The organism is Haloarchaeobius pelagicus, assembly GCF_051207375.1.
Taxonomy (GTDB): Archaea; Halobacteriota; Halobacteria; order Halobacteriales; family Natrialbaceae; genus Haloarchaeobius.
The window spans coordinates 349,901-375,650 of the sequence record NZ_JBPJZD010000003.1; the positions used below are offsets into that span (position 1 = coordinate 349,901).

The window sequence follows — 25,750 nt, forward strand, 5'->3', positions numbered from 1 at the left end:
CGCCAGGGTGTGTCACGACATACCACTTTATGCTATCATCCCACGTGGGTTCGTCAGCCAGACCGCGGCGACCAGATGTCACACCCACGCACACCCTCAGATACAGATAGCCTACCCGTCACGGCCGACGACTCGCGCTCGTACGTTCGAATACAGCCCACAGCCGAGGCGCTCGACGCAGAGACGGTCGTGGCGCAGTTCCGGCGGTTGCATCAGGTGCGACTCGAGAGTCAGAAAGAATCCTTCCTCGACCGCTTCAGGGGAAGTCCGAGTCCGACACTCGAGGCGCTGCTCGTCAGCGATGGCGAGGAGACCACGTACTACGTGGGCGTCGACACTCAGGCGCTCGACGCCACGCGGCGCATCCTGCGGAGTCTCTTTCCCGATGGCTACGAGTTTAGCTCGCAAACATGGGCACCGGACCGCGTCGTCCAGGATTCCAGAGCCCTCGCTGCGGTCGAGTACTGTGGCCGGGTCAGCCATCCGAAGGACTGGCAGACTCGCCTTACGAAATTCGAGTCGTTTCTGACCGACGCCACAGCGAGAGTCCCACTGGCCGGCATCGTCGAGGCGATGGCCGAGTCTCCACTGCCGATGGTGTACCAGATCCTGCTGCGTCCACGTGCGGACTGGTCGGGGCAACGTGCTGCCCGGGTCGAGAGCATCGAGAACCAGCACGACCACGTGAGCGACCAGCTCACGACCGCCCTGTTCGGGGCTCCGGAGGAGGTGCTACTCACCCAGGACGACGAGGAGCGTCTCGAAGAGCTTGCGTCGCGTGACCCACGGCGCTCGTTCGACGTGAACGCCCGGCTGGTCGTCGCAGGGAAGCGGCGTCAGGAACCGGCCGATGCGCTGGCTCGGGACCTCGCCGACGCGCTCAGCCACGTGAGCCACACCTGCTACGAGGTCACAGGACGAGTCAGGACGGGGTCGGCAGCCGAGAAGGTCCTGCAGGACGTACGCGAGCGGACGCTGTACCAGCCGAAATACGGGCGTCTCAGCAAGATGCCGTGGCGTCGCCCCGAGAGTCCCGGGCTGGTTGTGGACGTCCACGAACTCGGGAGCTTCTGCCTGCTCGACGGGGCAGCCCTCACCGCAGATGGCACGCGAAGCGTCGATGCCACACCGGGAGAACGTCGGTCGGTCCCCCAGCCGCCGCAGACCGTGCTGGACCGATATCGCGGTGCCGGGCTCGCCCTGGGGAACCCCCTGACCACGGACGGGACGGTTCATCACGAACCGGTCGTCCTGCCTCCCGCACTCCAGCCCATGCACGTCGCCTGGTTCGGGAAGACAGGCTCGGGGAAGTCGACCGCGCTTACCACAGCGATGCTGGAAAACCACCGCGCCACCGACGGCGCGAGCATCCTCATCGACCCCAAGGGAGACGGGATGGCCACGGACTACCTGCGGGCGCACTTTGCACGGTACGGCCACCTCGAGAACGTGCTGTACTTCGACTGTTCACAGACCCTTCCCGCGTTCTCCTTCTTCGATATCCGCGACCAGCTCGCCGCGGGCGTGCCCCGGACGACTGCGGTCGAGGATAGCGTCGACCACTACCTCGAGATACTGGGCCAGGTCATGGGCGTCGAACGCTTCGAGCGGGCGGTCCGCTCGCCGGATATCATCCGTTACCTCGTCAAGGCACTGTACGACCCGGTGAGCGGGAGCGACGCCTACGCCCACCGCGACCTCGAGACCGCGGTTCGCCAGCTTCACGAGCGCCAGACCGCGCCCGCCGTGTCGGATGCCTCGCTTGAACAACTGCTCGCCGGCGTGGTCGCGAACAAGGCCCGGTCGTTCGACGAGATCATGCAGGGCGTCGCGAACCGCATCGAGAAGATCCCCGTCGACCAGCGCCTGGCCAGGATATTCAACCACGTCCCCGGGGAAGGAGATGCGCACTTCGATCTTGCAGACTACCTCGACGAGAACGTCGTCATCGTCCTGGACACGGGCTCGCTTCGGCCACAGGCCCAGCGCGTCCTCACGCTGGTCGTCCTCTCGAACCTGTGGACTGCCCTGCGTCGACGGGCAGCGCGTGCGGACGCTGACGAGCGCCCGCTGGTGAACCTCTACGTCGAAGAAGCCGCGAGCGTCGCCATCTCTGACCTCCTGAAAGAACTGCTCGCCCAGGCCCGGGGCTTCGGGTGTTCGGTCACGCTGGCGATGCAGTTCCCCGGGCAGTTACGACGAGAGCGCGACGTCTACGACGAGATTTTAAATAATGTCTCCACAGTCGTCACGGGGAACGTCCCCAGCGATAGGGAACTTGCCCGCCGGCTCGCGACAGAGGACATGGACGCGACCGAGGTCGGGAACCGCCTTCGCGCCTTGCGCCGCGGCCAGTGGCTGGTGAAACTCCCGGCGGGATTCGGGTTGCCAGAACCACGGCCGTTCACAGTGGCGTCGTTACCGCCACCGCCAGGGCACCCGGCTGGGGCTGGCCTCTCCCAGAAACGAGGATGGCAGTTCGAAGAGACGTTCATCGGTGTAGAGAACCGAACCCTGGTAGACGCCGGGTTAGCGCTCGGCCAGCCCAGCACGACGAATGGTGACGATGACCCGCTCGTCGACGACGCCGAGGCATCCAGCGCCGGCATTCGCGTCGATACTGCCCTGCCCTATACCAAGCGGCTGCCGCCAACGGTCGACTACGAGGAAGATATCCACGCACTGCGCTGCAGTGAGTGCAACAACCGCTATGACCCGAGTTCCGATGGGATGGTCCGCGCCATCGAGTGCTGTAGCTCGCTCGATTCAGTGGACCCGGACGACATCCCAATCTGTGCGTTGAACCTCAAGCTCACGCCCGAGGAGATGGCCGTCTCCCAGTACTCTGTTCGCCAGCTCATGTTCCTCCAGGCGGTGTACAACGCCCAGCAGTTGCGGTATGCAGAGCCTGAGTACGACCTGCTCAACGATACCATGCTCCGGCTCCAGGAGTACGTCGGCATCGAGAGCGATTCAGTGCAGGACCTCATCGACGACGGCCTACTCAGCCACGATACCGATCATCCACATCGCCTGTTCACCGTTACACCCGATGGACGAGGCGAGATCGGGGAGAGCTATCGCGAGGGTATCGACTATGGCCACGGCAAGGGCGACCTGCAGGAATCCAGCCAGCACGTGTTCGCAGTCCAGGTCACCACTCGCTATCTTGAACAGGAATACGCCCACGACCCGGGCTCGGATGTCGACCGTATCGTCCCGTACTACGACCTCGACGAAAACCGCCGGCTGGACATCGCAGGCCTCGATCGTGACGGCGACATCGTCCTCGCAGTCGAAGTCGAGCGAATCAACCACGACCTCCGCCGGTCGGCACCAGATGATTACGACAAGATGGCGGCTTGCGAGCCAGAGGAAGCCATCTGGATCGTCATGACTCACGCTGATGGTCACGAACTCCTTGCAGCGTTACGAGAGCCCCTGGAAGGCGAGCCACGCGTAGAGAAGACCTACAGCGACCGCACAGCTCCCTACGAGTTTAGCATTGACAGACCTGGAATGACCAAGGTGTTTCCCGTCGAATATCTCCGCGGCCGGCTGAAAGAACGATAACTCACCAACCCGGATTCTCCCCGGTTTCCAGACACAGTCCATTGTCTGAGATGTTCAGATACTCTGCCCCTGTAACGAGGCAGTAAGCTGTTACGTTATGGCTGATCAACCGGTCGGTCGGGGTCCGCACTTCATTTTGACCCTGATAATGGCTTCTTCGGGGTCGAAAGGGTGGCTAGGCGCGGTTCAGGCGTTCCAGACTCAGCTGTTTTCTCCGAAAGAGTGGCTATGGCGGTACTCAGAACGCAGTTCGGGAGCATCGAGAGGGGGTACATCCGGGGTCGTGTGAGCCAACGAGATGGTTCTCCTCGAAAGCCCCGAATTCGGGGGGTTCAGCGGTTTCGTTATGTTGAAAGACCTGTACGTATCGAACGGTCCGTACGGCGAAAACCGAGAGACTGGAACAGGAGACGGAATGTTCAGAGCGGTGTTCGACGCGAACGCCGGCCTCCCGCGTTCATACGCCAGCCCGGATTCGTTCGGTACGAGCTTCAAAAACACCGTTTTCGGCCTTTTGAACGGTTCCAAATTGACCCCTCCGTCGTCTCGGAATATCCCCTCGAACATCGGCCTCGATTCTCACTCTTCGCATCGCTCCCGCATAGGCAACCTTTCGGAGAAAACGGCTGGGTCTGGCGTCACGGAGAATCCTCGATAGCACCTCTTGTGACTTCTCACCACGTACCGACCTCGGTTATCGAGTTCGGAACCATCTTGGCGGCGTACTGGGTCCAAATTCACGACGATACAGCCGTTTCGCTGATAGAATCGGCTTCGCATCTACGAGATTGTACTAACGTAACACCGGTTACTGTTCAAGCATCCTCACATCTACAGAGGACATTACGACCGACCCACATCGGGGTCGGTGCCTGACCTGGACAGTGCCAGTTCTCGACGCTGCGGTACGCAAAAGAAACAGGAACTGAGTCTCTGCGAGATTACGTGGTGGACGGGGAAGCGGTGGTCGTGGCCGACGCGCTCGTCTCAGTACCGTCCGTCATGTTCGGTCCGGTCTCGGCATCACTGCCAGCGTCGTCGTTCAGGCCGCTGATGACGTTGCCGAGGGTGGCGTCCATCGCGCCGTCGATGAACTGGGTGATGTGTGCGTGGAGGTTCTCGACGCGGTCCTGAACGTCGTCAGGGACGGCGTCGGGGAGGTCCATCGGAGGGCCCTGACTGCCTGCCTGTTCGGGACCAGCGTCGGCGGACGCGTTCGCGTGGTCACCAGCCTGCCCAGACTGGTGCGCATCGCCTGCGTGGTCGTCGGCTGTCTCGTTCGCATGGTCGTCAGCGGGGGTGGTCGGCTTGTCGTCGTCGCCGATGTTCAGGGGACTGTTCGCGGGACCAGCTGCAGCCGCGACCGTGCCCGCACTCACGAGGAGTGCAGCCAGGGCGACCGCGGTCAGTTTGGAGAGTCTCATTGTGGGGTGCCTCCACTCGAACCCCAGTGGCCCGAGGGATATGAAGGGGGAGAGCCGTTCAGGTAGTTCAGGGGTTTGAACGCTCCTACTGCGGTTTTTCGCGGTTTCAAATGGTTTGAACGCTGCTGAACGCGGTGGAATGGTTCGCGGTCGTTCACGAAGCCGGAAACGTTCGCCAAAACCCCGGGGAAAGCCGGGTTTTGTTCACCCTGTCGACAAAATGAGCGGGGGTTCTCTGATGACCAGCCGACCCGGAACAGGACTGTGGACTCGGTCGGGCCTGTCTCAGCGCCTCCCGGCCGCAGCTTCGAGCGCGGCTGGCGCATAGATGATGCCTGCTCCCACGTCGGCGTCACCCTTCCCATCGCTTCCTCTCGCCGTGTTCTCGATGATACTCTGGACCTCCTTGGCCCCGAGGTCGGGGTTGACCTCGCGGATGAGCGCGACCAGGCCAGCTACCTGCGGCGCGGCCATCGAGGTTCCCGCGTACCAGGCGTACGCCGTCCCGTCGTTCAGGTCCGGCGGAACCGTCGAAAGGACGAGGTTGAGTGGGAACGGCCACTCGGTATCCGTCGCGAGTGTCTTCTCGAGCGTTTCGTACCCACCTCCGGGTGCGCCGACGTCGATGTCGCTGGTGCCGTAGTTGGAGTAGAACACGCGCTTGTTGTTCGGGCCGGTCGCAGAGACGCTGATGGAGCCCGGCACGCTGTTCGGGAGCGTGTAGTACCCCTCGTGCTGAAGGTCGGCGCTGGCGTTACCGGCGCTCGTGGTGACGACGGTCCCGCGCTGGACCGCCGACTGGATGACGCGCTGGTATGCGACGTGCTCTTTGGTCTGGTGGTACGGTCCCTTGATGACCCCCCCACCGAGGCTCATGTTCGCTGCGTCCGCTCCGATCGTCCCGGCGTAGTCGATGGCGCTCAGGATATCGAAGTCGGTCGTCCAGAGGGCGGTGACAGTTACCTCGTCACCCTCGTACGGATAGCCCTCGTACTTCTTCCAGTAGAACACGCGAAGCGGGATGACATCGGCGTCGGGGGCCATTCCCGCGATGCCGAAGTCCTCGCCGACCGACGTCTCGTCGTGTTTGGCCGTCGCGATACCGGCGCAGTGGCTCCCGTGGGAGTCGACGTCGTCGCCTGCCGCCTGTTCGCGCGTGTCCGGCTCTCCCAGGTAGGTGTAGGACGCGATCTCGGGGCCGCCCGGGAACCTGGCTTCGATGGTCGTATCCCCCGCGACTGTCGGCGAACCGTCGGGACTGGATGCACCGTCAGCCCGGAAGAGCATCCCATCTTCGACGCTGTTCCGGAGGTCCGGGTGAGAGGTGTCGATACCGGTGTCGATGATGGCGACGCTTCGGTCCGCGCCAGTCGCCGTGTCGTGGGCCTCGAAGGCTCCGGTGGTCTTGTCCTTCTTGTCCCACTGGAGGGGCGCGTACTGCTCGTCGGTGGACTCGTCGGTCGAGGTCTCGGCTGGCCCGACCGCTCGGTAGCCGAGGTTCTCGCGCACGTCGACGACGCCGGTGGTCCCGCGCAGGGTGTCCGCGTCCGCGGCGGCGACGAGCAGTACCTGCCCGTCTGCGATGGACGACAGGACGTCTGCGTCACTTCGCTCGAGTCGGTTCTTCGCACCCTTCCCCCGGACCGCGACGACGAACTGGTCTCGGCCGTCGGCCGCGCTCGCGACACCCATCGTCGTCAGTGCTGTCGCGCCGGCCGCTACGGACTTCATGAATCGCCGTCTGCTATGGTCTGTCATACCAGCCAATGGTAACTGGCGAATGGTCATATATCTGAGGGTCGTTCAGGCGGATTGCCCCTTCTCGAACATGCCGGGATCCGAGACGGTTTGAACCGCTCCGGAGTATAGGCCTGAGGCGATCGTATTGTTCATCTGGAGACGGCAATACGGATTCGAGCTGTCGTTCCGACCAGTTGACTTTCCATCATTTACTCAGTCCTCGGGTTGACGCCAATCGCACCGACACCGAGGCCAGAGAGGACGGCCCGGTGCGTTTCACATGGCATGGGGAGGTAGAGGCGAGAGTAGTCGTTGCCGGTCCGGGCCGGGGCAACACTGGACTGCCGGTTTGTCGAACCAGGTCCTGCACGATACACTCAAACGACAGCAGCAGGTTAGGACTGAGTATGGAGCGCCTCACGCTGTCGAACGCTGCGTTCGAGGGGAACAACAACGCCTACCTGTTCCACGATGGGCCCGAGACGGTGCTCATCGACACTGGCGACTGGATGGACGCGACACGGACGCAGCTGGAAGCGGCTCTCGAAGAACACGGAGTCACCATCGAGGATATCGACCGCGTCTTTCTGACGCACTGGCACCCGGACCACACTGGACTGGCCGGGGAGATTCAATCGCGAAGTGGGGCAACGGTGTATGCCCACGTCGAGGACGCCCCACTCGTGGAGGGAGACGAGCAGGCGTGGAATGGCCTCCACACGACCCAGGAGCGGTATTTCGACGAGTGGGGTATCCCCGAGCCGAAACAGGCAGTGCTCCGAGAGCGGATGGTCGACCCGACGACGATTCAGGCACCCGAGGTCACCACGATGGAAGACGGTGACATCTTCACTGTGAACGACCACGACCTGCGCGTCGTGCACACGTCGGGCCATGCTGCAGGCCTGTGCATGTTCGAGACGACGCTCGATGGCGCTTCGGTCGTCTTCACCGGGGATGCACTGCTCCCCGTCTACACTCCGAACGTCGGCGGTGCCGACGTGCGGGTTGAGAACCCGCTCGAGAAGTATCTCCGTGCGCTTCGGCGCATTTCGGACGCGGAGTACACGCGCGCCTGGCCCGGACACCGTGACCCCATCGACGACCCGACTGGCCGAGCCGAGCACATCATCGACCACCACGAGGAACGAGCCTGGCGCGTGCTGAACGTGCTCGACGAATCCGGCCCACTCGACACGTGGGACGTCAGCGCTGCGCTCTTCGGCGAACTGGAAGACATCCACATCCTCCATGGCCCGGGAGAAGCGTACGCGCATCTCGAACACCTGGAGCGGACTGGCGACGTTATTTCGGAGGGGCGGACGTACCGAATCGCCGAGAGCGCAAGTAACAGTCTGGAGAAGGACACTACTCAACGCTGGGAACTCGGGTTTTAGGGTCCGGCTGTTGCCACGGACGACCGCCCGGAGTCGTCGTGGGAACGTGGTATTCAGTCCGGGTCGGAAGTCGAGTTCGTGGCTGATGAGAGCGGTTTCTACGTCGAGGCACACGGACACTCTCGCCTCTCTGCGTTGACTTCGGATGCATGCCGAGCCAGCGCCGACGCCTCAGGCAGTGAAGTCATGTCAGCCCCGCCTGACAGGCCGCCTGCTCACGACGAATCCACTCAGGGTTGTTGCCCGCGTCTTTCCACCCAATATCGCGTACGGGGACGAGACGTTGAACAACCAGACGTCCTGCGTTCAGCGGAGATCGGTGTACTCACTAGCCAGACCGCTCCCAATCCAGAGGCACAACTGACACCCTCGATTCGAGGAGAGTCATGTCGTTGAGGTATAAGGTGGAGCTCGTGGAACGATGAGACGACCAATGCACCGACGTGCTCTGGTGACTGCGCTGGCCGGTGGACTCGCGGGTTGTACCCGGCTCGGCCGCTCGACACCGTCCGGGGTGCAGTGCGATTCGGACGTCAGTGATGCGTCGGCCGCATCACAAGTGACAGGGGCCTGGCCGCGGCCGCACTTCGACAGCAAGAATACCGGATACAACCCCGACGCGACGGGGGTCTCGACCTGTCCCGAAGTTCGCTGGTCGCATTCCATCGGAGAGACGACCATCCGCTCCCCCGTGATCGCCAACGGAACGTTCTTCGTCGCCGGCTTTCCGAACACGCTGCGAGCATTCGACCTCGCCTCCGGTGAGCCCAGGTGGACCCTCTCCCTCGACGGCATCGGGTACAACCCCGTCGTCCACGATGGCGTCGTCTACGTCGGTGGTGGTGCCCACCTGTACGCGATCGATATCGAGACACAGGCCATCCGCTGGGCTATCAAGGTCGGTCGCAGCAACGGCCCGGCGTTCGTCGACGACATGGTGATCTCTGCAGGCGGTGACGGCGTCGTTCGGGCAATCGATATCGACGACGGCTCTGTCGAGTGGCAGCACGACGCCGGCCGAACCGAGAAACTGAGATTCCGGGCCCCACCAGCCGTCGCCGATGGGACGGTCTTCGCCGGCCACGAGAACGGAAACCTGTACGCCCTCGACCTCGCCTCCGGGGCGCTTCGATGGCGGCGCAACCTCGGCGCACAGATCGAGTCGGCACCGGCGGTGGTCGGCGACGTCGTCTACGTCAACGCCGACCAGCCGTTCGCTCTCGATGCCGAGACCGGCACGACCCTCTGGCGCGGGTCACAGACGTGGGGTGTAACGCTCGGGGCACCGGCCGTCGCTGACGCCGTCTACGTTACCGCAGGGCGAACACTCGAATCGATGAAACTCAGAGCCCTGGACCGGGAGACCGGAGCGGAGCACTGGTCGACCAACGTCGGACTCCCCGAGGCCAGCCCCGCCGTCGCAGCCGGCTCTGTGTATGTCGGACTCAGCGGAACGTTCTATTCCTTCGATGCAACGGATGGGACGATGCAATGGTGGCTCGAGCTGACAACCGACATCATCGCGACGCCAGCCTTGCTCTCCGGGATGGTCGTCATCACCGACGGCGACGGGAACCTGTTCGCGCTCGGGTAGACGAGCAGTTGGGCTCAGGCACGGAGGTGCTGTGTTGTTTCGTGTCGTTCGCGGTAGAAGCGACCGCAAGAGCATACTCTGGGCCTCCTTGACACCGAGGTCCGGGTTGACCTCTCGGATGAGGGCGACCAGGCCGGCGAGCGTTGATGTGGGGCGGGCATCGACCTGCCGACGTACCAGGTGTCCGCGTCGCCTCCGACCACACCATCCCAGCGACAGCCATCTCGAAATATCGGTTGGTCAGCCGCCTCGTCTCTCGAGCGTTCCCTATGCTCGGAGTCGTTCGATTATCCGCGATAGCCGAGAGCGAATCGAGGTCTGTCCCGGGTCAGGAGGCTCTCGCTCGCGTTGCGCATCCTCCATCCGACGTTCGAACTCCAGTTGCTCCTCCGCTCGCGCTTGCCGTTCATTGTCGAGGTCTTCTCGTGCGAAGGCGAGCTTATCGTCGAGGTCGTCGACACGTTTCGTGAGGAGTTCGTTGCGTTTGCGAAGGCTGTAGAGTTCATTCTGTGTCTCCCGGTCGAGCGTGGTCGACTGGACGGAATCAGAGGAAGCATCCTCGGCTGGTGGGGTATACACGGTTTCAATGCTGGCTTTCCAGCGTCGAAAGTGGTTGTTCTTCAGGGGTGAAATCGATAGACGTGGACCGTGTCTGAAGATTTTCCCGGGGAATTCGTTGGTGTCTAGTTTGAATGGTTCCGTGGATACCGAACCCAGAGGCTCTCAGTCCCTCGAAGACAGCCGATTCTTGGTTTCTGCGACTGTCCCCGGATTTCGCCCTCTCAGCATACGCCCGTCCTAGTTCGAGCGTCGATTCCCGCACAGGCCACTTTGCGGGGCTTCTCCCAGTCCTGAACGACCTGAGAATCGCAGAGACCACCTGTTAGAGCGACTCATCATCCCAGACGTTTCAGGGAAAGGTCTGGGTCAGTGAATGCACGTCTCGATGCTGCCGGGAACCAGAACCTGCTCAATATATCGGTTCTTTCACTGCCAACCGACCACGGCGATGTCCTCCAGCACAGACAGCACCTATTTCTATCAGCGACTGAAATCAAGGCACGATGACCGGCCGCGACTACGTCTATCACCTGGGGCCCTCTCAATGCGCCCGTGTGAACCACCGTACAGATTTACAGGGGTAACCAGTCGTGCGCAAGGACCGCTTCGAACTCGCGTGTGGGCCGGACGACGTATTTCAGGAGGACACAGATGACTAAACGACGTTCCTATCTGTTGCTCGCACTCGCTGTGTTCTCCGTTGGGGTGGCAATGCGGACCCTCCCACTATACTGGAGCCCACTCCCGTTCAATCCAGACGGAATCCACTGGGCTGCACTCGCCAGAGAAACCGTCGCTCACGGAAGGGTACCGACAGACCCGACTTTGATCGCGGCCGACGAGTTCGCATTTGCAACTTTCTTCGGGAGTGTAAGTGCAGTCACTGGAGTCCCACCATTGTACGTCGCACAGGGAATGATTGCCATACTCGGCTCCGTTCCTGCGCTGCTCGCGATTGCGATAGTTCGTCGCATCGGTCGAGTAAACAGCTGGCCGGACAGAGAACTCCGAATTTGTGCATTCTTAGCAGGGTTCGCGCTCAGTGTCGAAGGCCCGTTTCTTCGGCGGTCAGCAACCGTCAGCAGTGAGGTTGCTGGCTTGCTATTGGTCCCGATTCTCGCGATTTCACTGGACCGGTTCATCAGAAGCCGACGAAACCTGTGGGGTTGGATCGCAGCGCTCCTCGTCGCCCTGTTTCCCTTGATTCATAACCTGAGCACGACAGTCGCAGCACTGACCGCTACTGCGGTCGTTGGTGTCCGTGCCCGGGACAAACTTTCGCGTTCGTGGATTACGGCAGTGCTACTTGTACTCGCCTTCTGGGTGTACCTTGTTCTGTACTACCGGACGCTTGGATTGGCTGAACTATCGCGTGTCTCGGGGGCACCCGGGTTGTTCATCGGGTGGATAGTGGTACTCGTTCTCGGACTGTTCTGGATTACGACAACCACCGAACGGCTCCAGCGATGGGTTCCATCTGCCGTGCTCGGCACGTGGATTATACTCTTCGGTGTGAACCTGTTCATCCCGGTTTTTCCAGGGACGATGAAGACGCCCCCGATGGTGTTGCTAGCCGTCCTGTTGTTCTCAGTTCCGACCTTGGTAGCCAGTTTGAACATCCACACCGTTATACGAGACATGCGCCACGGCCCTACGCTGCTCGCGCTTCTCGTGGGAGCACCGACGCTGGTATTCTTTTCGCTGTCTGCCGGGCTTACGCCAGAGTACCTGGCAACGGCGATTCGCGCGCACACGTTCGTCCACTTCGCTGTGATGGCTTGCATGGGCATCGGTGTCGCTAACTATCTCAGAGCAGAACTGGAATACTCTCAACTCAAAATAACGCTCTGTGTGGTCCTGTTCGTCGGAATGCTCGCAACAGCGCCCATCGCGTTTGGCGGATTGCAGACCTTCTCCTATCAAGCGACGACGACGCCTGCCGAGTTCGAAACTGCGACCTTCGCCGCGACGACGATACCTGGGACGTGGTACAGTGATGATCACATTACTCGAGTGACGAGGAATTACTACGAGAAGGACCTGCGTGGACAACCAGGGTCGGTAACCAGAGTGAAAAGCTGGCTCGAAGGAACCGAGAAAGCGCCTGCGTGTACGACAATAGGGCAGCACTCCTGGACCACTACAGGCGCACAGCTGTATCCAGCTGCGGCGCAAGCCATCGGAGCCACGGAGTACGAGTCATGGCTTACAGAACGGAACGTGGTATACCAGGCAGGGAGCGCAGACCCGCTCGTGGTCGTCGTCCCACAAGAGCATAACCAGAGTTGTTAGTGGCTGTTCTAATCAGGCTTGGAAGCTAAGAACGTAGAGACAGATTCAGCGCTACGAATCGGGGTCGGACAGTACTGTTTCACCCGGCTTCGTGGTTCCCTCCATGGGCAGTTTCACACCAGCATTTAGACTCGTATTGATGCCAGTCTTCGCCCGGTCACCCATGACGACACCGAACTTCCGTCGACCAGTCGAGGTGAGTTCTCCCTTCACCGGTGTCTCGACCGGTTCGTCATCGTGGCGAAGGTTGGCAACCTTGGTTCCAGCACCGAGGTTCACATCTCTGCCAAGGACGCTATCTCCAACGTACGAAAGGTGTCCAACGGTTGCACCGTCCATCAGCACACTGTTCTTGACCTCGACCGCGTTCCCCACCTTTGCATCGGGACCGATGTACGTCGAACCGCGGACGAACGCGTTCGGGCCGACCGTCGCGCCAGCGTCGATGTACACCGGACCATCGATGACCGTGCCTGTTCGGACTTCTGCATCCTCGTGGACGAATACGAGATCGTTGAGTTCGGCGTTCTCGCTGACCGTGCCTTCCCGGTCGTTCGCGATAGCATCGAGTTTCCACTCGTTCGCTTCCAGAAGTTCCCACGGACGACCGATGTCGAGCCACCGGTCGAACGGGACCACACTGACCTCGTACTCGTCACACGTTCTAGAGAGTACATCCGTGAGTTCGATTTCCCCGCGTTCGCTTTCGCCGACATCGAGCCATGACCGAGCCTCTCCCGGGAAGACATACGCACCGGCATTGATGAGGTTCGACGGCGGTTTAGCGGGCTTCTCGACAACACCGGTGGCTGTTGTTTCGTCGTCCGTAGTATGGAGGACACCGTACTGACTGGGATTCTCGACGCGGAACGAGCCGACAGACGGCTTCTCATCGAAGAGGGCAGTGAGAGACGAAACGTCGTAGAGCGCGTCGCCGTTCAGGACAGCGAACGGAGCATCGTCTAATTTCGAGTCTGCCGCGCGCACAGCATCGGCCGTGCCGCGCTGTTCGGTCTGGACTGCGTACTCGATTTGGACACCAGCGTATTCCTCACCGAAGTAGTCGCGGACGACCTCCTCCATGTACCCGACAACGAGAACGACGCGTGATGCGCCGGCCTCGACCGCGGCTTCGACGGTGTGCGCGGCGATCGGCTTCCCAACGACCGGGAGCATCGGCTTCGGGTACTGTTCTGTCAACGGCCGCATCCGCGTTCCCTGTCCTGCGGCTAGGACGATAGTTTGCATACGTGACCGGTCCCGGCCGACCGTAAAATTCGTTCCGGCTGCCAGAGGTTATTCGACGGTGACGCTCTTCGCCAGGTTCCTCGGCTTGTCGATTGCGCGACTGAGCTGTTCCGCCATATAGTACGACACGAGCTGGAGCTGGACGTTCGCGAGCATTGGTGCCGTACGCTCGTGCACCGAGGGAATCTCGAGGACGTGGTCGGCGTAACGCTCAGCCTCGCTCTCGCCGTCGGTCACGACGATGACGGGAGCGCCCCTCGCTTCCACCTCTTTGATGTTCCCGAGGGTCTTGCGAGCCTGTTCACCATCGCCCGTGACAACCGCGAACACGGGCGTGTTCTCTGTGACGAGTGCCAGGGGTCCATGCTTGAGTTCGCCAGCGGCGAATCCCTCTGCGTGCTCGTACGTGATCTCCTTGAACTTGAGCGCGCCCTCAAGGGCAACCGGATAGTTCAGCCCACGACCGATGAAGAAGTACGCGTCCTTGTCGGCGTATTCGTCGACGATCTCGCGCGCGTTAGATTCGTCAAGGACGTGCTGGAGGTCGTTCGGAAGGTCACGGAGTGCACTGAGGAACTCCCGAGATTGGTCGACCTGTGCTCTCCCAGTGATGTGCTCGACTAGCAGGTTCAGCGAGACGAGCTGCGAGGAGAACGTCTTGGTTGCCGCGACACCGATCTCCGGGCCGGCCCGGATGTAGAGAACGTGCTTGCATTCGCGCGCCGCAGTACTTCCAACGACGTTCGTCAGTGCCAGGGTATCGGCACCCCGATTGCGCGCCTCACGCAGGGCGCTCAGTGTGTCTGCTGTCTCCCCGCTCTGGGTAACACCGACGACCAGCGTCTCCGGACTGACCGGGGCCGGTGAGGTCGCGTACTCGCTAGCGAGGTAGGCGCGGGCGTTAATGCCTGCATCACGGAGGAGTTCTGCACCGTAGAGCGCCGCGTGATAGGACGTGCCGCACGCGACGAACTGGACGACGTCCGGCTCTCCAAGGTCGTCGAGTTCCTCCACGGTGATTCGGCGGTCCAGCTCATCGACGCGTCCACTGAGACACTGACGCAGCGAGGTGGGCTGCTCAAATATTTCCTTGAGCATGAAGTGGTCGTATCCACTCTTGCCGGTCTCTTCAGCCGTCCAGTCGACCGTCTGGACCGTCTTTCGGACCGGATCTCCATTCAGGTCGGTGATGGACCAGTCGTCCTCGGTCAGCGTAACGAACTCATCGTCGTCGAGGTAGACGACATCGCGAGTGTAGTCGAGGAACGCAGGAACGTCGCTTGCGAGATAACACGCACCGTCACCGATCCCGAGGACAAGCGGTGAGTCACTTCGCGTCGCGAAGATCTTGTCCGTCCCCTGGACGATGACTGCTAGCGCGTAACTGCCTTCCAGTCGGTCGACCGCAGCTCGCACGGCCTCCTCGGCGTCAGCCCCCTGTTCGAGGTTCCGCGCGATGAGATGCGGAACAACTTCCGAGTCGGTGTCGCTAGTGAACGGGATACCCTCGCTCCGGAGTTCGTCACGAATCGCCTGGTAGTTCTCGATGATCCCGTTGTGGACGACTGCGACCCGACCCAGCGAATCTGAATGCGGGTGCGAGTTCTCATCGGATGGTGGCCCGTGTGTACTCCATCGGGTGTGACCGATGCCGAAGCTACCAGCGAGCGAGTCGCTGTCGCGCCTGACGCTACGGCGGAGTTCGTCGAGTTCCCCTTCCCGTTTTCTGATGTCGATACCGTCTTGCTTCAGGGCGATGCCGGCGGAATCGTACCCACGGTACTCGAGATTTGAGAGTCCGTTTAAGAGCACATCTACAGTCTCGTCGTCATGTCCGATGCAGCCTATGATGCCGCACATTATCGCTCTCCCCCATGGCCCCTACCGTTTAACCTCCGATCCGTCATTTACATTCTCTGTCACATGCGCCCCGGAGTTAATTGTTACGGCCGTGCCAAGTAGCACTCCAGGAGAGACAGAAGCTGCCCCACCCAGGGATGCTCTGTCAGCAACAACACACCCCAAATCGATGTCTTCGTGAACTCTCGTCCCGATACGGACATCTCCAGGTCCAGACGGTATTGTGACGCCATCGGAAATTTCCGCACCCTGTCCAGTTACCGTTTGTATAACTGTCGCATTGACTCCAATGCGAGTGTCTGAGTCTATGACCGAGTCTTCAACGACTGCCCCAGATTCGATAGTGACGTTCTCACCGATAGACGCAAAAGGCCCAATTACTGCGTTTGGACCGACTTCCACATCGTTGCTTATCACAACAGGTGGGCGAACGACTACACTGTCATGTACTTGTGCTCCTTCTGCAACCCAGATACGGTTATCACATTCGGGTTCCTGTATCATTTCCTCTGATAAGATATCCCGAGCAACTGTAAGTAGATTCCAAGGGTATGTGGCTTCGCTCCAAATTCCATCTGTGACAACGCCACGGACGGTACTATCTCCTTCAATTAATATCTCGATCGCGTCAGGCAAGGCTAAGCTACGAGAATTATTTGCTGCATTCTCTAATACAGAAAATATAGAGGGCCCAAATGCGTATACACCACGGTTCAATAAATGATATTCATCACTTTGAGGATTTTCATCTATATCGGTAACCCTGTCACCCTCAACACGTACAGCGCCATATTGCGCAGCCTGTTTACTCTCCAGAATGGCCATAGTCGCCATGTCACTATAACTATGTTTATCAAGAACAGCAGACACGAGTTCTTCAGTAAGGATCTCATCTCCGTTAACAACCAGAAAGTCTGAGTCAACCGCATGACGAGCTTGGAGAAGAGCATGGCCGCTCCCGAGTTGTTTAGATTGTCTATGGTATTCTAGAGGGCAACCCCTGTACGAGGGACCGAAGTGATTCTGTACACGGTCCCGTTTGTAGCCTACGACAATGTGAAGATTATTAATTCCGGCACCCACTAGCGCATCGAGAACGTATTCAATAATTGGACGGTTTGCTGCGGGGAGCATGGGTTTCGGGCGATGGCTAGTCAAGGGGCGGAGACGGTTCCCCTCTCCCGCGGCAAGAACGACAGCGGAATCCAGTTTCATAATGGTAGTTGTTTGTTTCGCACTTTATATATGGCGTATGGCACATAAAAGACATGTTGTTATATAGATTCATTGAGGATAATTCTGGATATAATTCCCCACTTTTTGGAAGAAGGGCTGGACGAGAGCAATATCAATTGCTGTCGTGGATTCCTCAAGTGAGTCAAAGAAACAATTGTTGAGAAGTTGTTGCAACTGTCTTTATCACTCCTCGACTGGATTTGGCTCCGGAGAATACACTGGTAACATCACGACGATGAGGTTTTCACAGACCGCCAGGTTCGTAATGGCCGATACCAAAAAACACGTTTTTTATAAAGGTAATATTTACAATATTATTAAGGTTTGTTTAAATTATATCACTTAAATTCTCGCCGTATCAGAGACTTCCAAGTTGACACAGTATTTCCGTGCTTTTCAACTACTGAGCGAGCTCTTTGTCAAACTCGGTCGAGAAGTACTCAGACACGCTGTCAAATCGACTCATTAAAATCAACAATGTCCTACACATGAGCAAAATCTTTAGTGTAGGCACCCACGTCGGATACGATATGACCCAGCGGCCGAACGTGTTGTTAGTAATCCTAGATGGCGTCCGCGCGGCCAACACCTCACTTCATGGCTACAATCGGCAGACGACACCATTCTTGGAGGATTTCGCTGAATCGGCAACGAGGTACAGTCATGCAATAGCACCAGCGCCAAAGAGCATCACCAGCCACGCAAGCATGTTCACCGGAATGCACGCGGTCGAACACGGATTGACAAATCGTGGGCATGCACTCTCAACGGGCCACACTATTTGGGAGCACCTCGCAGGTGAGTACGGCTATGGAACGGGTGTGTTTTCCTCAAACCTGTATCTCACGGAGTTAGATGTCGGGCTTCAATCCGCATTTGATACCGTCTGTGATGGCCGAACTGCTCGACTCCCATTTCCGGGGGCTGTAGACCCTTACTCTTTCAAAACGAACGATGGTGTCGATATCTCCGGGTTCCTTCAAGAAACCCTCAAGAGCCGAACACCAGTCCGGTCGATAGTCAATGCTGTCATACTGCAAGCGAATGCTTTAATGCCCTGGGCAATTCCTAAGTGGTTTAAGCCGGAGGATATGGATGGCGACCTGTTCGTCAATGAATTCCTCTCGTGGATTCCCGATGATGCACCTTGGGCAGCGTGTGTTAACCTGATGGACACACACTATCCATACCATCCCCGCCCTGAACACAATCTCTGGGGCAACGAGGCGCTCATCTCAGAGATGTATGACCTTCCGCTCGGCTGGGGCGCAATTGCAGAAGATAAAATGGACCGGCTGGAAGATATCGAATCGCTTTACGACTGCACCATCCGACAGGCGGATACGGCTGTAAAATGCATTATTGAAGGCCTGAAACAAAAATCGATGTTGGAGGACACCCTGGTGGTAATCACTGCTGACCACGGGGAAGGGTTCGGTGAAAGAAGCTATATTCGGGACATGCCGTGCTCTGGACACGGAGTCGGCGGGGGTATAGATGAACCACTACTCCATGTCCCACTGCTGGTGAAAGCGCCGCAGCAAAAACGCAAAGAAGAGATCGCCAAGCCAGTAAGCCTAACGTCGTTCCCAGCAGCTGTGAAGCAGTTACTCGATGGCGACGAACCATCGTTTGATCATCACGACGTAGTGGCGTCAATGGCAGGACTCGATGAGTACTCAGCGGAACGTGCCCGCAAGTCACTTACAGAGGAGCAGATGGAACCGTATTGGCACGATGCCCGTGTTGTTTACAATAAAACGGAGAAAGAGACAATATTAAAACACATGAAATGTGGAGAATCTAAGGAGACAATTGAAATTGACAGCCAAGGAAATGTAATCGGTACCGAGGTCGATGCTGAAAACATTGTCGATACGGCGTTCGGACAATTCCAGTCAACAGATGTTCTGAGGGGATCTCAGGACAGCGTCGACGATTCTGTAAAGGAGCGTCTTTCTGACCTCGGTTACGCGTAACTCCCGAGCGTCTGTCGACAGTTTGGCTGACAGACATGGAAGACCGAAACGGTTTCATTAATCTCCTGACTTGGAGTTCGACCGCCAAGCGATTGATCTGATCGAGAAAAGTTATAGTAATGAACGAACACCGCAATCCTCTTACGGACGGTCAACCGACTGCTCACCCAAAATTTGTGGAAACAATTAACTATCATTCTGTTTGTTTGAGCCCACTTCTAATCAGGTATCTCACTGTACAGTCGACCCGACCGCATAGACCTAATCTATAGAATAAAATCTAAAGCGGAACGCATCAACCAGAATTACCGACTCGGAACAGTTTCGTTCTCACAGATTCCCTGGAGAGAAATGCAGCCTCCGGGACAGCTCCATAGCAATCGAGCAACGCGACGAAACGAGCTATCTACGCATAGCAATCTGAAGAATCGATTCTGTATCTCTAAGTTAAATCTCGCCAGCGGGGCCTGATGGCGACAGCCGTCAGGACATACGCCATCCGACTCTATGCTTCCATCGTTCAAACGTAGCAGTGTCTAAATTATTTTTGAGAATGTTTGAGAATAGCACAAATCACTATTTGCCCTGTTTGTTCCTAATCTGGACAGAACCCATTATCGACATCTACTTTTTCAAGAACTGCTTTAGCCCCTCTTTCAAAGATATCTCAGATTCGAAATCCAACTGTGAACTAGCTTTCCTTGTATCCGCTTCACTACATTCAATATCCCCAGATCGGGGATCCCTGTGGACAATATTTACTTTTGAATCAATGATGTCTTTTATAATTTCTGCCAATGATTTAATACTTGTTTGAGTCCCGGTGCCTACATTGAAAGCCTCCCCTACTTGGTCTGTAGTTGCAGCTAACAAGTTAGCACGTACAACATCATTCACATGGATGAAATCTCTAGTTTGAGTTCCATTTCCGTCAATCGTAATTGGACCACCTGTACGCGCTTGATCAACGAATATACTAATTACCCCACTGTATTCTCCCCCTTGTTGGCGGGGCCCGAATACATTGAAATACCGAAGTGCTACTGTTTCCAAACCATATAACTCGTGGTAAATTCGAGCATATTGGTCGATTGCTGCTTTATCAAGACCGTACGGTGAAGAAGGGTTTAAAGCAGCAGACTCAGGTATCGGAATCTCTGACGGTTGTCCATAAATCGCACAACTTGATGCCATTACTACTCGGGCATCTTCGTTTCTAGCGTTCTCCAATATATTCAGTGTAGCACAAACATTTATATTATGAGAGGAGACCGGGTTTTTAACCGATTTATTCACACTAACTAGAGCTGCTTGATGAAAAACTATATCGATATCTTCCATCGCCTCAGCAACTACATTACTATTAAGGATATCACCTTCAATAACTTTCGCAGAACTGGGGATATTGACTCGGTCCCCACTAGAAAAGTTATCTAATACGATGATTTCGTTATCATCAATAAGAGCATCGACAATATGACTCCCAATGAAACCAGCACCTCCTGTAACGAGGATTTTTTTATCTGATATGCTCGGAATCGTCATGAGTAGTTTGATTATTCGGAATTGCTTGTAACTTCTGAATTCCTCTAATACAGTTCAATCAGAATGTTCAATCCCCAGCTCTACCAACTCCTTATATCTATCAGACATATCCTCAATAGAAAAATTTTGTTTAATATGATTCCTAGCTTTTGGTTGCGGAGCCAATGTCCCGGACTCAATCAATCGTGCGATACCTCTTTTGATGTTTTCTGGTTTCGATTCTTCAATAAGAGTCCCAGATCCGATCATCTCACTAACTCCTCCAACGTCCGTCGACACTACCGGAACACCGGATGCTTGAGCTTCCAGAACGACTGACGGCAAGCCTTCCGACAAAGATGATAGGACAAATACGTCTGCTTTGTTATAATATTTATTTACATCTTTCTGCCAGCCATGGAAAGTTACTATATCACCAATACCCATCGAGTCTGCTTTTGACTTGAAATAGCTATATTGGGTGCCATCGCCAACAATATCAAGATATACATTGTATTCTTCGGATAAATATTTAACACCATAAATCAAGGAAGATATATTCTTTACAGGATCGAGTCTCCCAACGTATAATAAATTTATGTATTCATCGGTGTCGTTACTCTCCGGAATGGGATATTCATCCACATCAACTCCATTTGGAACAACATGTACCTTATCCCTAGGAACGAACCTGGATAAATCATCCAACAGATAAGAGCCTAAACAAACAACACTATCAGACATAGATAAAGTAAATGAACCAATTGTGAGCATATATATTTTTGCGATTATATCCACAATTGTTGAACCATATGTCCAGCTGATACCAGGTAAAGCATCCACGATAGTTATGCTCCTTTTCCCAAACAAGCTAGCAATCAAAATGGAAATGAATGATGGGAGATATATATGTGATGCCGCAATGACAGCATCTGAACCACGCACTTCTTTGAATATGTTAGCTACCATAGAAGGAGACGGAATTGTATACCTAACACCAGGTACCTCCCATGTGTGAACCCTCTTGTGGGAGACATTTTTTCCCTGGATAATGGTAGTAGGTTCACTGGGTGAAAGTACCGTGACTTGGTATTCTTCTTCAGAGAAAATTGTAGATAGTTGTTTAATCTCTTTCCGTATCTGCTTTGCTGGGTTTATTAGTACTATCTTCATTTGAAAAGGTCCTGATATCGCTTAGCTGCCACACTTACCGAATAATCCTCGGCACGTGTAAATTGACGCTCCGCGGAGGGAGGATCCGACAAGACATCATCGACCGATTCAGCCAATGCCATGCTATCTCCAACAGGCACTAACCGACCGTATTTTCCATTCTGTAAGATTTCACGTGGACCACTCGGACAGTCTGTAGAAATAATAGGACAACCACAAGCTAACGCCTCAATCAACACAGTGGGAAGTCCTTCTTTTTTTGACGACATCACGAAGGCATCAGAATTATATAAGTATTTATAAGGATTGTCTACAAACCCCGTGAATTCAACTTTATTGTCTATTTCGAGTTGCTCACTATAATCTTCGAGATCTTCACGTAACTCACCCGTCCCAATAACAACTAATCTTGCGTCACGCTTAGATAGGAGTTTTTTAAATGAATGAAGCAGTGTCGGGTAGTCTTTCTGATCTGCAAGGCGCCCGAGGCTTGTTATGACCGGGACTTCCCTGTCAAACCATCTGTGTTCAATAGGCTCTTTCTTTTTCCTATGGATATCTGGTGAAACAACAGGGTTAGTTATTGTTTTTATTTGTCCTATCCCAATGTCACACTTGGATGACACGCCTTCTGCTACACCCTTTGAGACTGCAACAATTTCATCTGCCTCCGTATATAGAAACTTAGCGAGCTCAAAGGCCACTTCCTGTTTCCTACTTGGGCTACTCGTGTGAAGATGTTCAGTTATTATTAAATTGTCAGGATATCCTGCAATTCTGGAAGCAAGGATTATAGACAGATTGCTATGCGTGAGAGCAGAGATCACAGTATCTGGTCTTATCTTTCTCAGATAGTATGCAAGGGCGGGTGTACTAGGAACCACACCCGAGAACAACGGAGTCCACTCATCTAAGTTAACAACATTAACTCCTTTTGGAACCTCAGAAAGTAGTTCACCCTTTTTCTCCGATAGTACTAAGTCAACATCGTAACCCATTCGGTGGAATTCTCCCGCAAGATTAAGACTGACTTTCTCTGCGCCACCAACAAACAATGTCGGAAGTAGCAAAGATACTTTATTAGAACGTTCCTCGATACCATCCGCCTTTTTATTCATCATATTATATGTACCCAAGGTTTTTGAGTCTCTCACTCACGTCAGATTGGAGGTTATCAGCACCACTAATGTTATTTTCGAATGGCCCTAACGAAGATACCAGCTGGTCGAGGAGGTTGGATAATTTTTGTTCTTTTTGTTTGGCTAGGTTCTCGTTCTCGCCAATATCGTTCTTCATGTCATAGAGTTCTGGTGACGAGCCACTATTTTCAATCAACTTCCACAGTGGAGTACGGATTGCCCTCTTTGATTGGTCCAGTCCATTCGGGGGCGGTGAATTTGTCTGCTGTTGCAATGAAGCCATATTTGGTTGAGGTGTTAAGTATTCGGAGAAGACTTTGTTGCGATTTGGGAGGTGGAAGGATTCAGTATCTTCAATACCTAACCGACGAATACTATGAAACAGATCTTTCAGCTCCACCATGCCATTGTTTGGTTTAATATCCACTGATGGGCTAGAAGCAATCAATGGGACATGAATCAGTGTATCTGATAAGCTATATTGATGATCCATCAACCCATGCTCACCAATATTCTCTCCGTGATCTGAGGAGATTAGGAATAACGTGTCTGATTCCAAAGCGGTGGCCATTTTATATAACCGATGCACCAACTTATCAAGATACTTTATTTCTGCTTTGTACAGCTGCCGTAGAATCCCGAATTCTTCGTCAGTGATTGAAACGTTTCCAACCACATATTCCCAAGGTTCCTGTACAATTTGCATACTTTGTTCGTAGGACCAGCTTTCTGGTAAAAATACGTCTGCAATCTCTTTAGGAGGCCGGTAGTCTAAATGTGGCTCAATAAGATTCATAAATAAGAAATATGGAGAATCATTGTTAGTGGAGGATATCCAGTTTTCTGCTCTTTTTATAGATCTCTTTGCCCCATTATCTTTACGGTCAGCCAATAATACTGCAAACATAGCATCAAGAACCGCTCTGGGGATTTTTTTAGGTGGAACATTTTCAAGTAAGGATTTTACCTGTGCAATTCGGCCATCTTGTTCAGAGACAAACGAGAGATCAACACTGTCCCAATCAAAATCCCATGAATTAGTGAAATCATCAAACCCTCTATCAAAGTTATGCTCTTTACTAATCCAAGGGTTTGCAGAGATAGCCCCAGTCGTATATCCTGCTGAGTTCAGTATTTCACTCAGCACAGGTTCTTTTACATCGAGCTGTGGACTACCAACATCCACTTTATGTTCTGACGGATATTTCCCCGTGAAAATAGAAGCATGTGAGGGGAGGGTCCACGGAGCATTGGCATATGTTTGGTCAAAATACACGCCTTCCTCGAGGATCTTTGCGAAGCCAGGGAGCCAACCCTCGTTGATTCCCTTATTGAATGTCTTCGCACGCGTAGTATCCAGTATAATGAATATCAGATTTGGTTTGGTTTGCATCGACGACAAATTACTTTTCGAAAGTATAAAAAACACCCGAATTAAAATAATGTTCAAATGGACATCGGGCGTGCTACTGGAAAGCTATTTGCTGCACGAACTATATCCTACGCGATTTCATTATTAATTATTATTTTATTTGCAGACCTTATCGGGGCGGAGGGGTTAGGGATATTTTTTCTTTTCCAGACGCTAGCTGGAGTCTTATCAATTGTTGTGAGATTAGGCATTAACGGGGCCACAGAGAAACGGATTAGTGGTAACTGGAACAAAAACGAGGTGCATTCAACCGGACTAGCAATAAAATCAATCCCATATATAGTCATTGGGGGGTCAATAATAATTTTACAACCTCAAATAGAAGAATTTGTTGGATTGAAAGTAGCGCTACCCTTACTGGTTACAGTCATCATGGAAGACTTGGTGGGGTTCTATACAAAGATATTGAATGCTGAACATCGCGTAGGCGAGACCGCTATCTTAGAGATTATTCATCAAACAATCTTTATTTCTGCAGCATTTCTCTTTTGGGAGGTCGATTATGGTCCATTTGCATTAATATATGGCTACATGTTAGCCGTATTCGCTAGACTGGTCTACGTGGTTCGCATAAATTCGTTCAGTTATCACCCGCCTACTTTACGTTCCAGCAAAGCTCTAATAAAGTATGCAAAGTTCGACACAATCTCAGGAAGTGGGTGGAAGATTTTCACCTGGTTAGACGTGTTGTTAGTTGGACTTTTTCTCTCGCAGAGGCATGTTGGCGCATATGAACTGGTATGGAGGATCTCAACAACCACCACCTTACTCCTTAGTTCGATAAACACAAGCATTTTCCCCCAGATTAGTACATGGGATTCAAAAGAAAAATATTCTGAAATTTCAAGATTGATTTCTGATTATTTCCCAGCCACATTACTATTATCCGTTGGTGCGTTCTTTGGCTCTTTGGTGGTCGGCAAAGAGATACTTCGAATATATTTCGGTAGCGAATTTACGATCGCATATTTTGCTCTGTGTATAGTAATGTTCCAACGGATAATACAAGGCCCAAGTGAGCTATATGCGAGAACATTACAAGCAATTGGTGAAGAGGATATAGTCGCCTATGCAATGGTTTTCGGGGTTTTATCAAATGGAATATTAAATATTATCTTAATACCAAGATTAGGTATTACCGGTGCTGCTATAGCGACAACAGCATCGTACATGTTAATGAGTCTCATTCGCGCAAATTACGTGAATGATCATATTGGCCTCCGATTGGAAACTTTTGAACTGCTGTCCTATGCCATAGCCTCGGGGCTGATGATAATCGGTCTACTGCTATTAAAATCCCAGCTCGCCATTACAGCGATAAATTTAACCGGTATAATCCTAATAGGTGGAATAATATACTTGTCGTCAGTCATGCTTTCTCCGATAGGGAACAAAATCAAATCTAACGTAATATGAAAGGACACGACTTGAATAGCTCCAAAGCGACAAAAATAATTGTAATAGTATACTTTTTAATAATCTCCATAGCAGCGATGCTTGCGCCATTGTCCGAAAGCACATATTCCTTAAGCTTTTATTCCAAACATTCACTGACAATAACCCTCCTGATTCTCTTGA

16 protein-coding genes and 2 pseudogenes are annotated in these 25,750 nt (G+C 54.5%); 8 read left to right on the forward strand and 10 right to left on the reverse strand.

All coding sequences use genetic code 11. From position 1 onward, the window contains the following. Positions 1–75 precede the first annotated feature (75 nt). The gene (locus tag ACSC1S_RS19755; RefSeq protein ID WP_435365809.1) at positions 76–3,573 is read left to right on the forward strand and encodes an ATP-binding protein; all 3,498 of its coding nucleotides are present in this window, start codon (positions 76–78) and stop codon (positions 3,571–3,573) included. A 941-nt stretch (positions 3,574–4,514) separates the two neighbouring features. On the opposite strand, the gene ACSC1S_RS19760 is transcribed toward ACSC1S_RS19755, so the two are convergent. Together ACSC1S_RS19760 and ACSC1S_RS19765 are read right to left on the reverse strand one after the other, a co-directional pair. Beyond that, entirely contained in the window at positions 4,515–4,997 is a 483-nt protein-coding gene (locus ACSC1S_RS19760; RefSeq protein ID WP_435365810.1) for a hypothetical protein, read from the reverse strand. Between the two features lie 285 nt (positions 4,998–5,282). Further along, positions 5,283–6,755: a S8 family peptidase gene (locus ACSC1S_RS19765; RefSeq protein WP_435365811.1), complete on the reverse strand. Its 1,473-nt coding sequence runs from the start codon at positions 6,753–6,755 to the stop codon at positions 5,283–5,285. A gap of 389 nt (positions 6,756–7,144) precedes the next feature. On the opposite strand from ACSC1S_RS19765, the gene ACSC1S_RS19770 reads away from it, so the two are divergent. From ACSC1S_RS19770 to ACSC1S_RS19785, 4 genes are all read left to right on the forward strand, one after another. Next, the gene (locus tag ACSC1S_RS19770) at positions 7,145–8,134 is read left to right on the forward strand and encodes an MBL fold metallo-hydrolase (RefSeq protein WP_435365812.1); all 990 of its coding nucleotides are present in this window, start codon (positions 7,145–7,147) and stop codon (positions 8,132–8,134) included. Between the two features lie 433 nt (positions 8,135–8,567). Then, positions 8,568–9,728, forward strand: a complete 1,161-nt coding sequence (locus ACSC1S_RS19775) for an outer membrane protein assembly factor BamB family protein (RefSeq protein WP_435365813.1) — start codon at positions 8,568–8,570, stop codon at positions 9,726–9,728. Positions 9,729–10,076: 348 nt separating this feature from the next. Continuing rightward, entirely contained in the window at positions 10,077–10,358 is a 282-nt protein-coding gene (locus tag ACSC1S_RS19780; RefSeq protein WP_435365814.1) for a hypothetical protein, read from the forward strand. Between the two features lie 582 nt (positions 10,359–10,940). Beyond that, positions 10,941–12,581 (forward strand): sodium/phosphate symporter, encoded by a 1,641-nt coding sequence (locus tag ACSC1S_RS19785; RefSeq protein WP_435365815.1) that lies wholly within the window; start codon positions 10,941–10,943, stop codon positions 12,579–12,581. A 51-nt stretch (positions 12,582–12,632) separates the two neighbouring features. Here ACSC1S_RS19785 and glmU read toward each other — a convergent pair whose 3' ends face one another. The 4 genes and pseudogenes from glmU to ACSC1S_RS19805 all read right to left on the reverse strand — a co-directional run. After that, entirely contained in the window at positions 12,633–13,829 is a 1,197-nt protein-coding gene (gene glmU, locus ACSC1S_RS19790; RefSeq protein ID WP_435365816.1) for a bifunctional sugar-1-phosphate nucleotidylyltransferase/acetyltransferase, read from the reverse strand. Positions 13,830–13,877: 48 nt separating this feature from the next. Continuing rightward, positions 13,878–15,689, reverse strand: a complete 1,812-nt coding sequence (glmS, locus tag ACSC1S_RS19795; RefSeq protein ID WP_435365817.1) for a glutamine--fructose-6-phosphate transaminase (isomerizing) — start codon at positions 15,687–15,689, stop codon at positions 13,878–13,880. A gap of 21 nt (positions 15,690–15,710) precedes the next feature. Further along, positions 15,711–16,904 (reverse strand): sugar phosphate nucleotidyltransferase, encoded by a 1,194-nt coding sequence (locus ACSC1S_RS19800; RefSeq protein ID WP_435365818.1) that lies wholly within the window; start codon positions 16,902–16,904, stop codon positions 15,711–15,713. A gap of 69 nt (positions 16,905–16,973) precedes the next feature. After that, positions 16,974–17,207, reverse strand: a pseudogene (locus tag ACSC1S_RS19805) (IS630 family transposase); the annotation flags it as partial. A gap of 88 nt (positions 17,208–17,295) precedes the next feature. On the opposite strand from ACSC1S_RS19805, the pseudogene ACSC1S_RS19810 reads away from it, so the two are divergent. Continuing rightward, positions 17,296–17,394: pseudogene (locus ACSC1S_RS19810) on the forward strand (IS1595 family transposase); the annotation flags it as partial. A gap of 19 nt (positions 17,395–17,413) precedes the next feature. Then, positions 17,414–18,904: a sulfatase-like hydrolase/transferase gene (locus ACSC1S_RS19815; protein WP_435365819.1), complete on the forward strand. Its 1,491-nt coding sequence runs from the start codon at positions 17,414–17,416 to the stop codon at positions 18,902–18,904. 624 nt (positions 18,905–19,528) lie between these two features. Here the strand turns inward: ACSC1S_RS19815 and ACSC1S_RS19820 are convergent. From ACSC1S_RS19820 to ACSC1S_RS19835, 4 genes are read right to left on the reverse strand one after another with little or no spacing between them, the layout of a single operon-like run. Then, positions 19,529–20,449, reverse strand: coding sequence for an NAD-dependent epimerase/dehydratase family protein (locus ACSC1S_RS19820; RefSeq protein WP_435365820.1), 921 nt, complete (start codon positions 20,447–20,449; stop codon positions 19,529–19,531). Positions 20,450–20,503: 54 nt separating this feature from the next. Next, positions 20,504–21,601, reverse strand: a complete 1,098-nt coding sequence (locus tag ACSC1S_RS19825) for a glycosyltransferase family 4 protein (RefSeq protein WP_435365821.1) — start codon at positions 21,599–21,601, stop codon at positions 20,504–20,506. Continuing rightward, complete coding sequence (locus ACSC1S_RS19830) at positions 21,598–22,755, reverse strand: glycosyltransferase (RefSeq protein WP_435365822.1); 1,158 nt, start codon at positions 22,753–22,755, stop codon at positions 21,598–21,600. Before ACSC1S_RS19830 ends, ACSC1S_RS19825 begins: the two co-directional genes overlap by 4 nt. Beyond that, entirely contained in the window at positions 22,724–24,133 is a 1,410-nt protein-coding gene (locus tag ACSC1S_RS19835; protein WP_435365823.1) for a sulfatase family protein, read from the reverse strand. The genes ACSC1S_RS19830 and ACSC1S_RS19835 overlap by 32 nt, the downstream gene beginning before the upstream one ends. A gap of 57 nt (positions 24,134–24,190) precedes the next feature. Here ACSC1S_RS19835 and ACSC1S_RS19840 point away from each other — a divergent pair, with 57 nt between their 5' ends. Further along, positions 24,191–25,588, forward strand: a complete 1,398-nt coding sequence (locus tag ACSC1S_RS19840; protein ID WP_435365824.1) for an oligosaccharide flippase family protein — start codon at positions 24,191–24,193, stop codon at positions 25,586–25,588. The last annotated feature ends 162 nt before the right edge of the window (positions 25,589–25,750 follow it).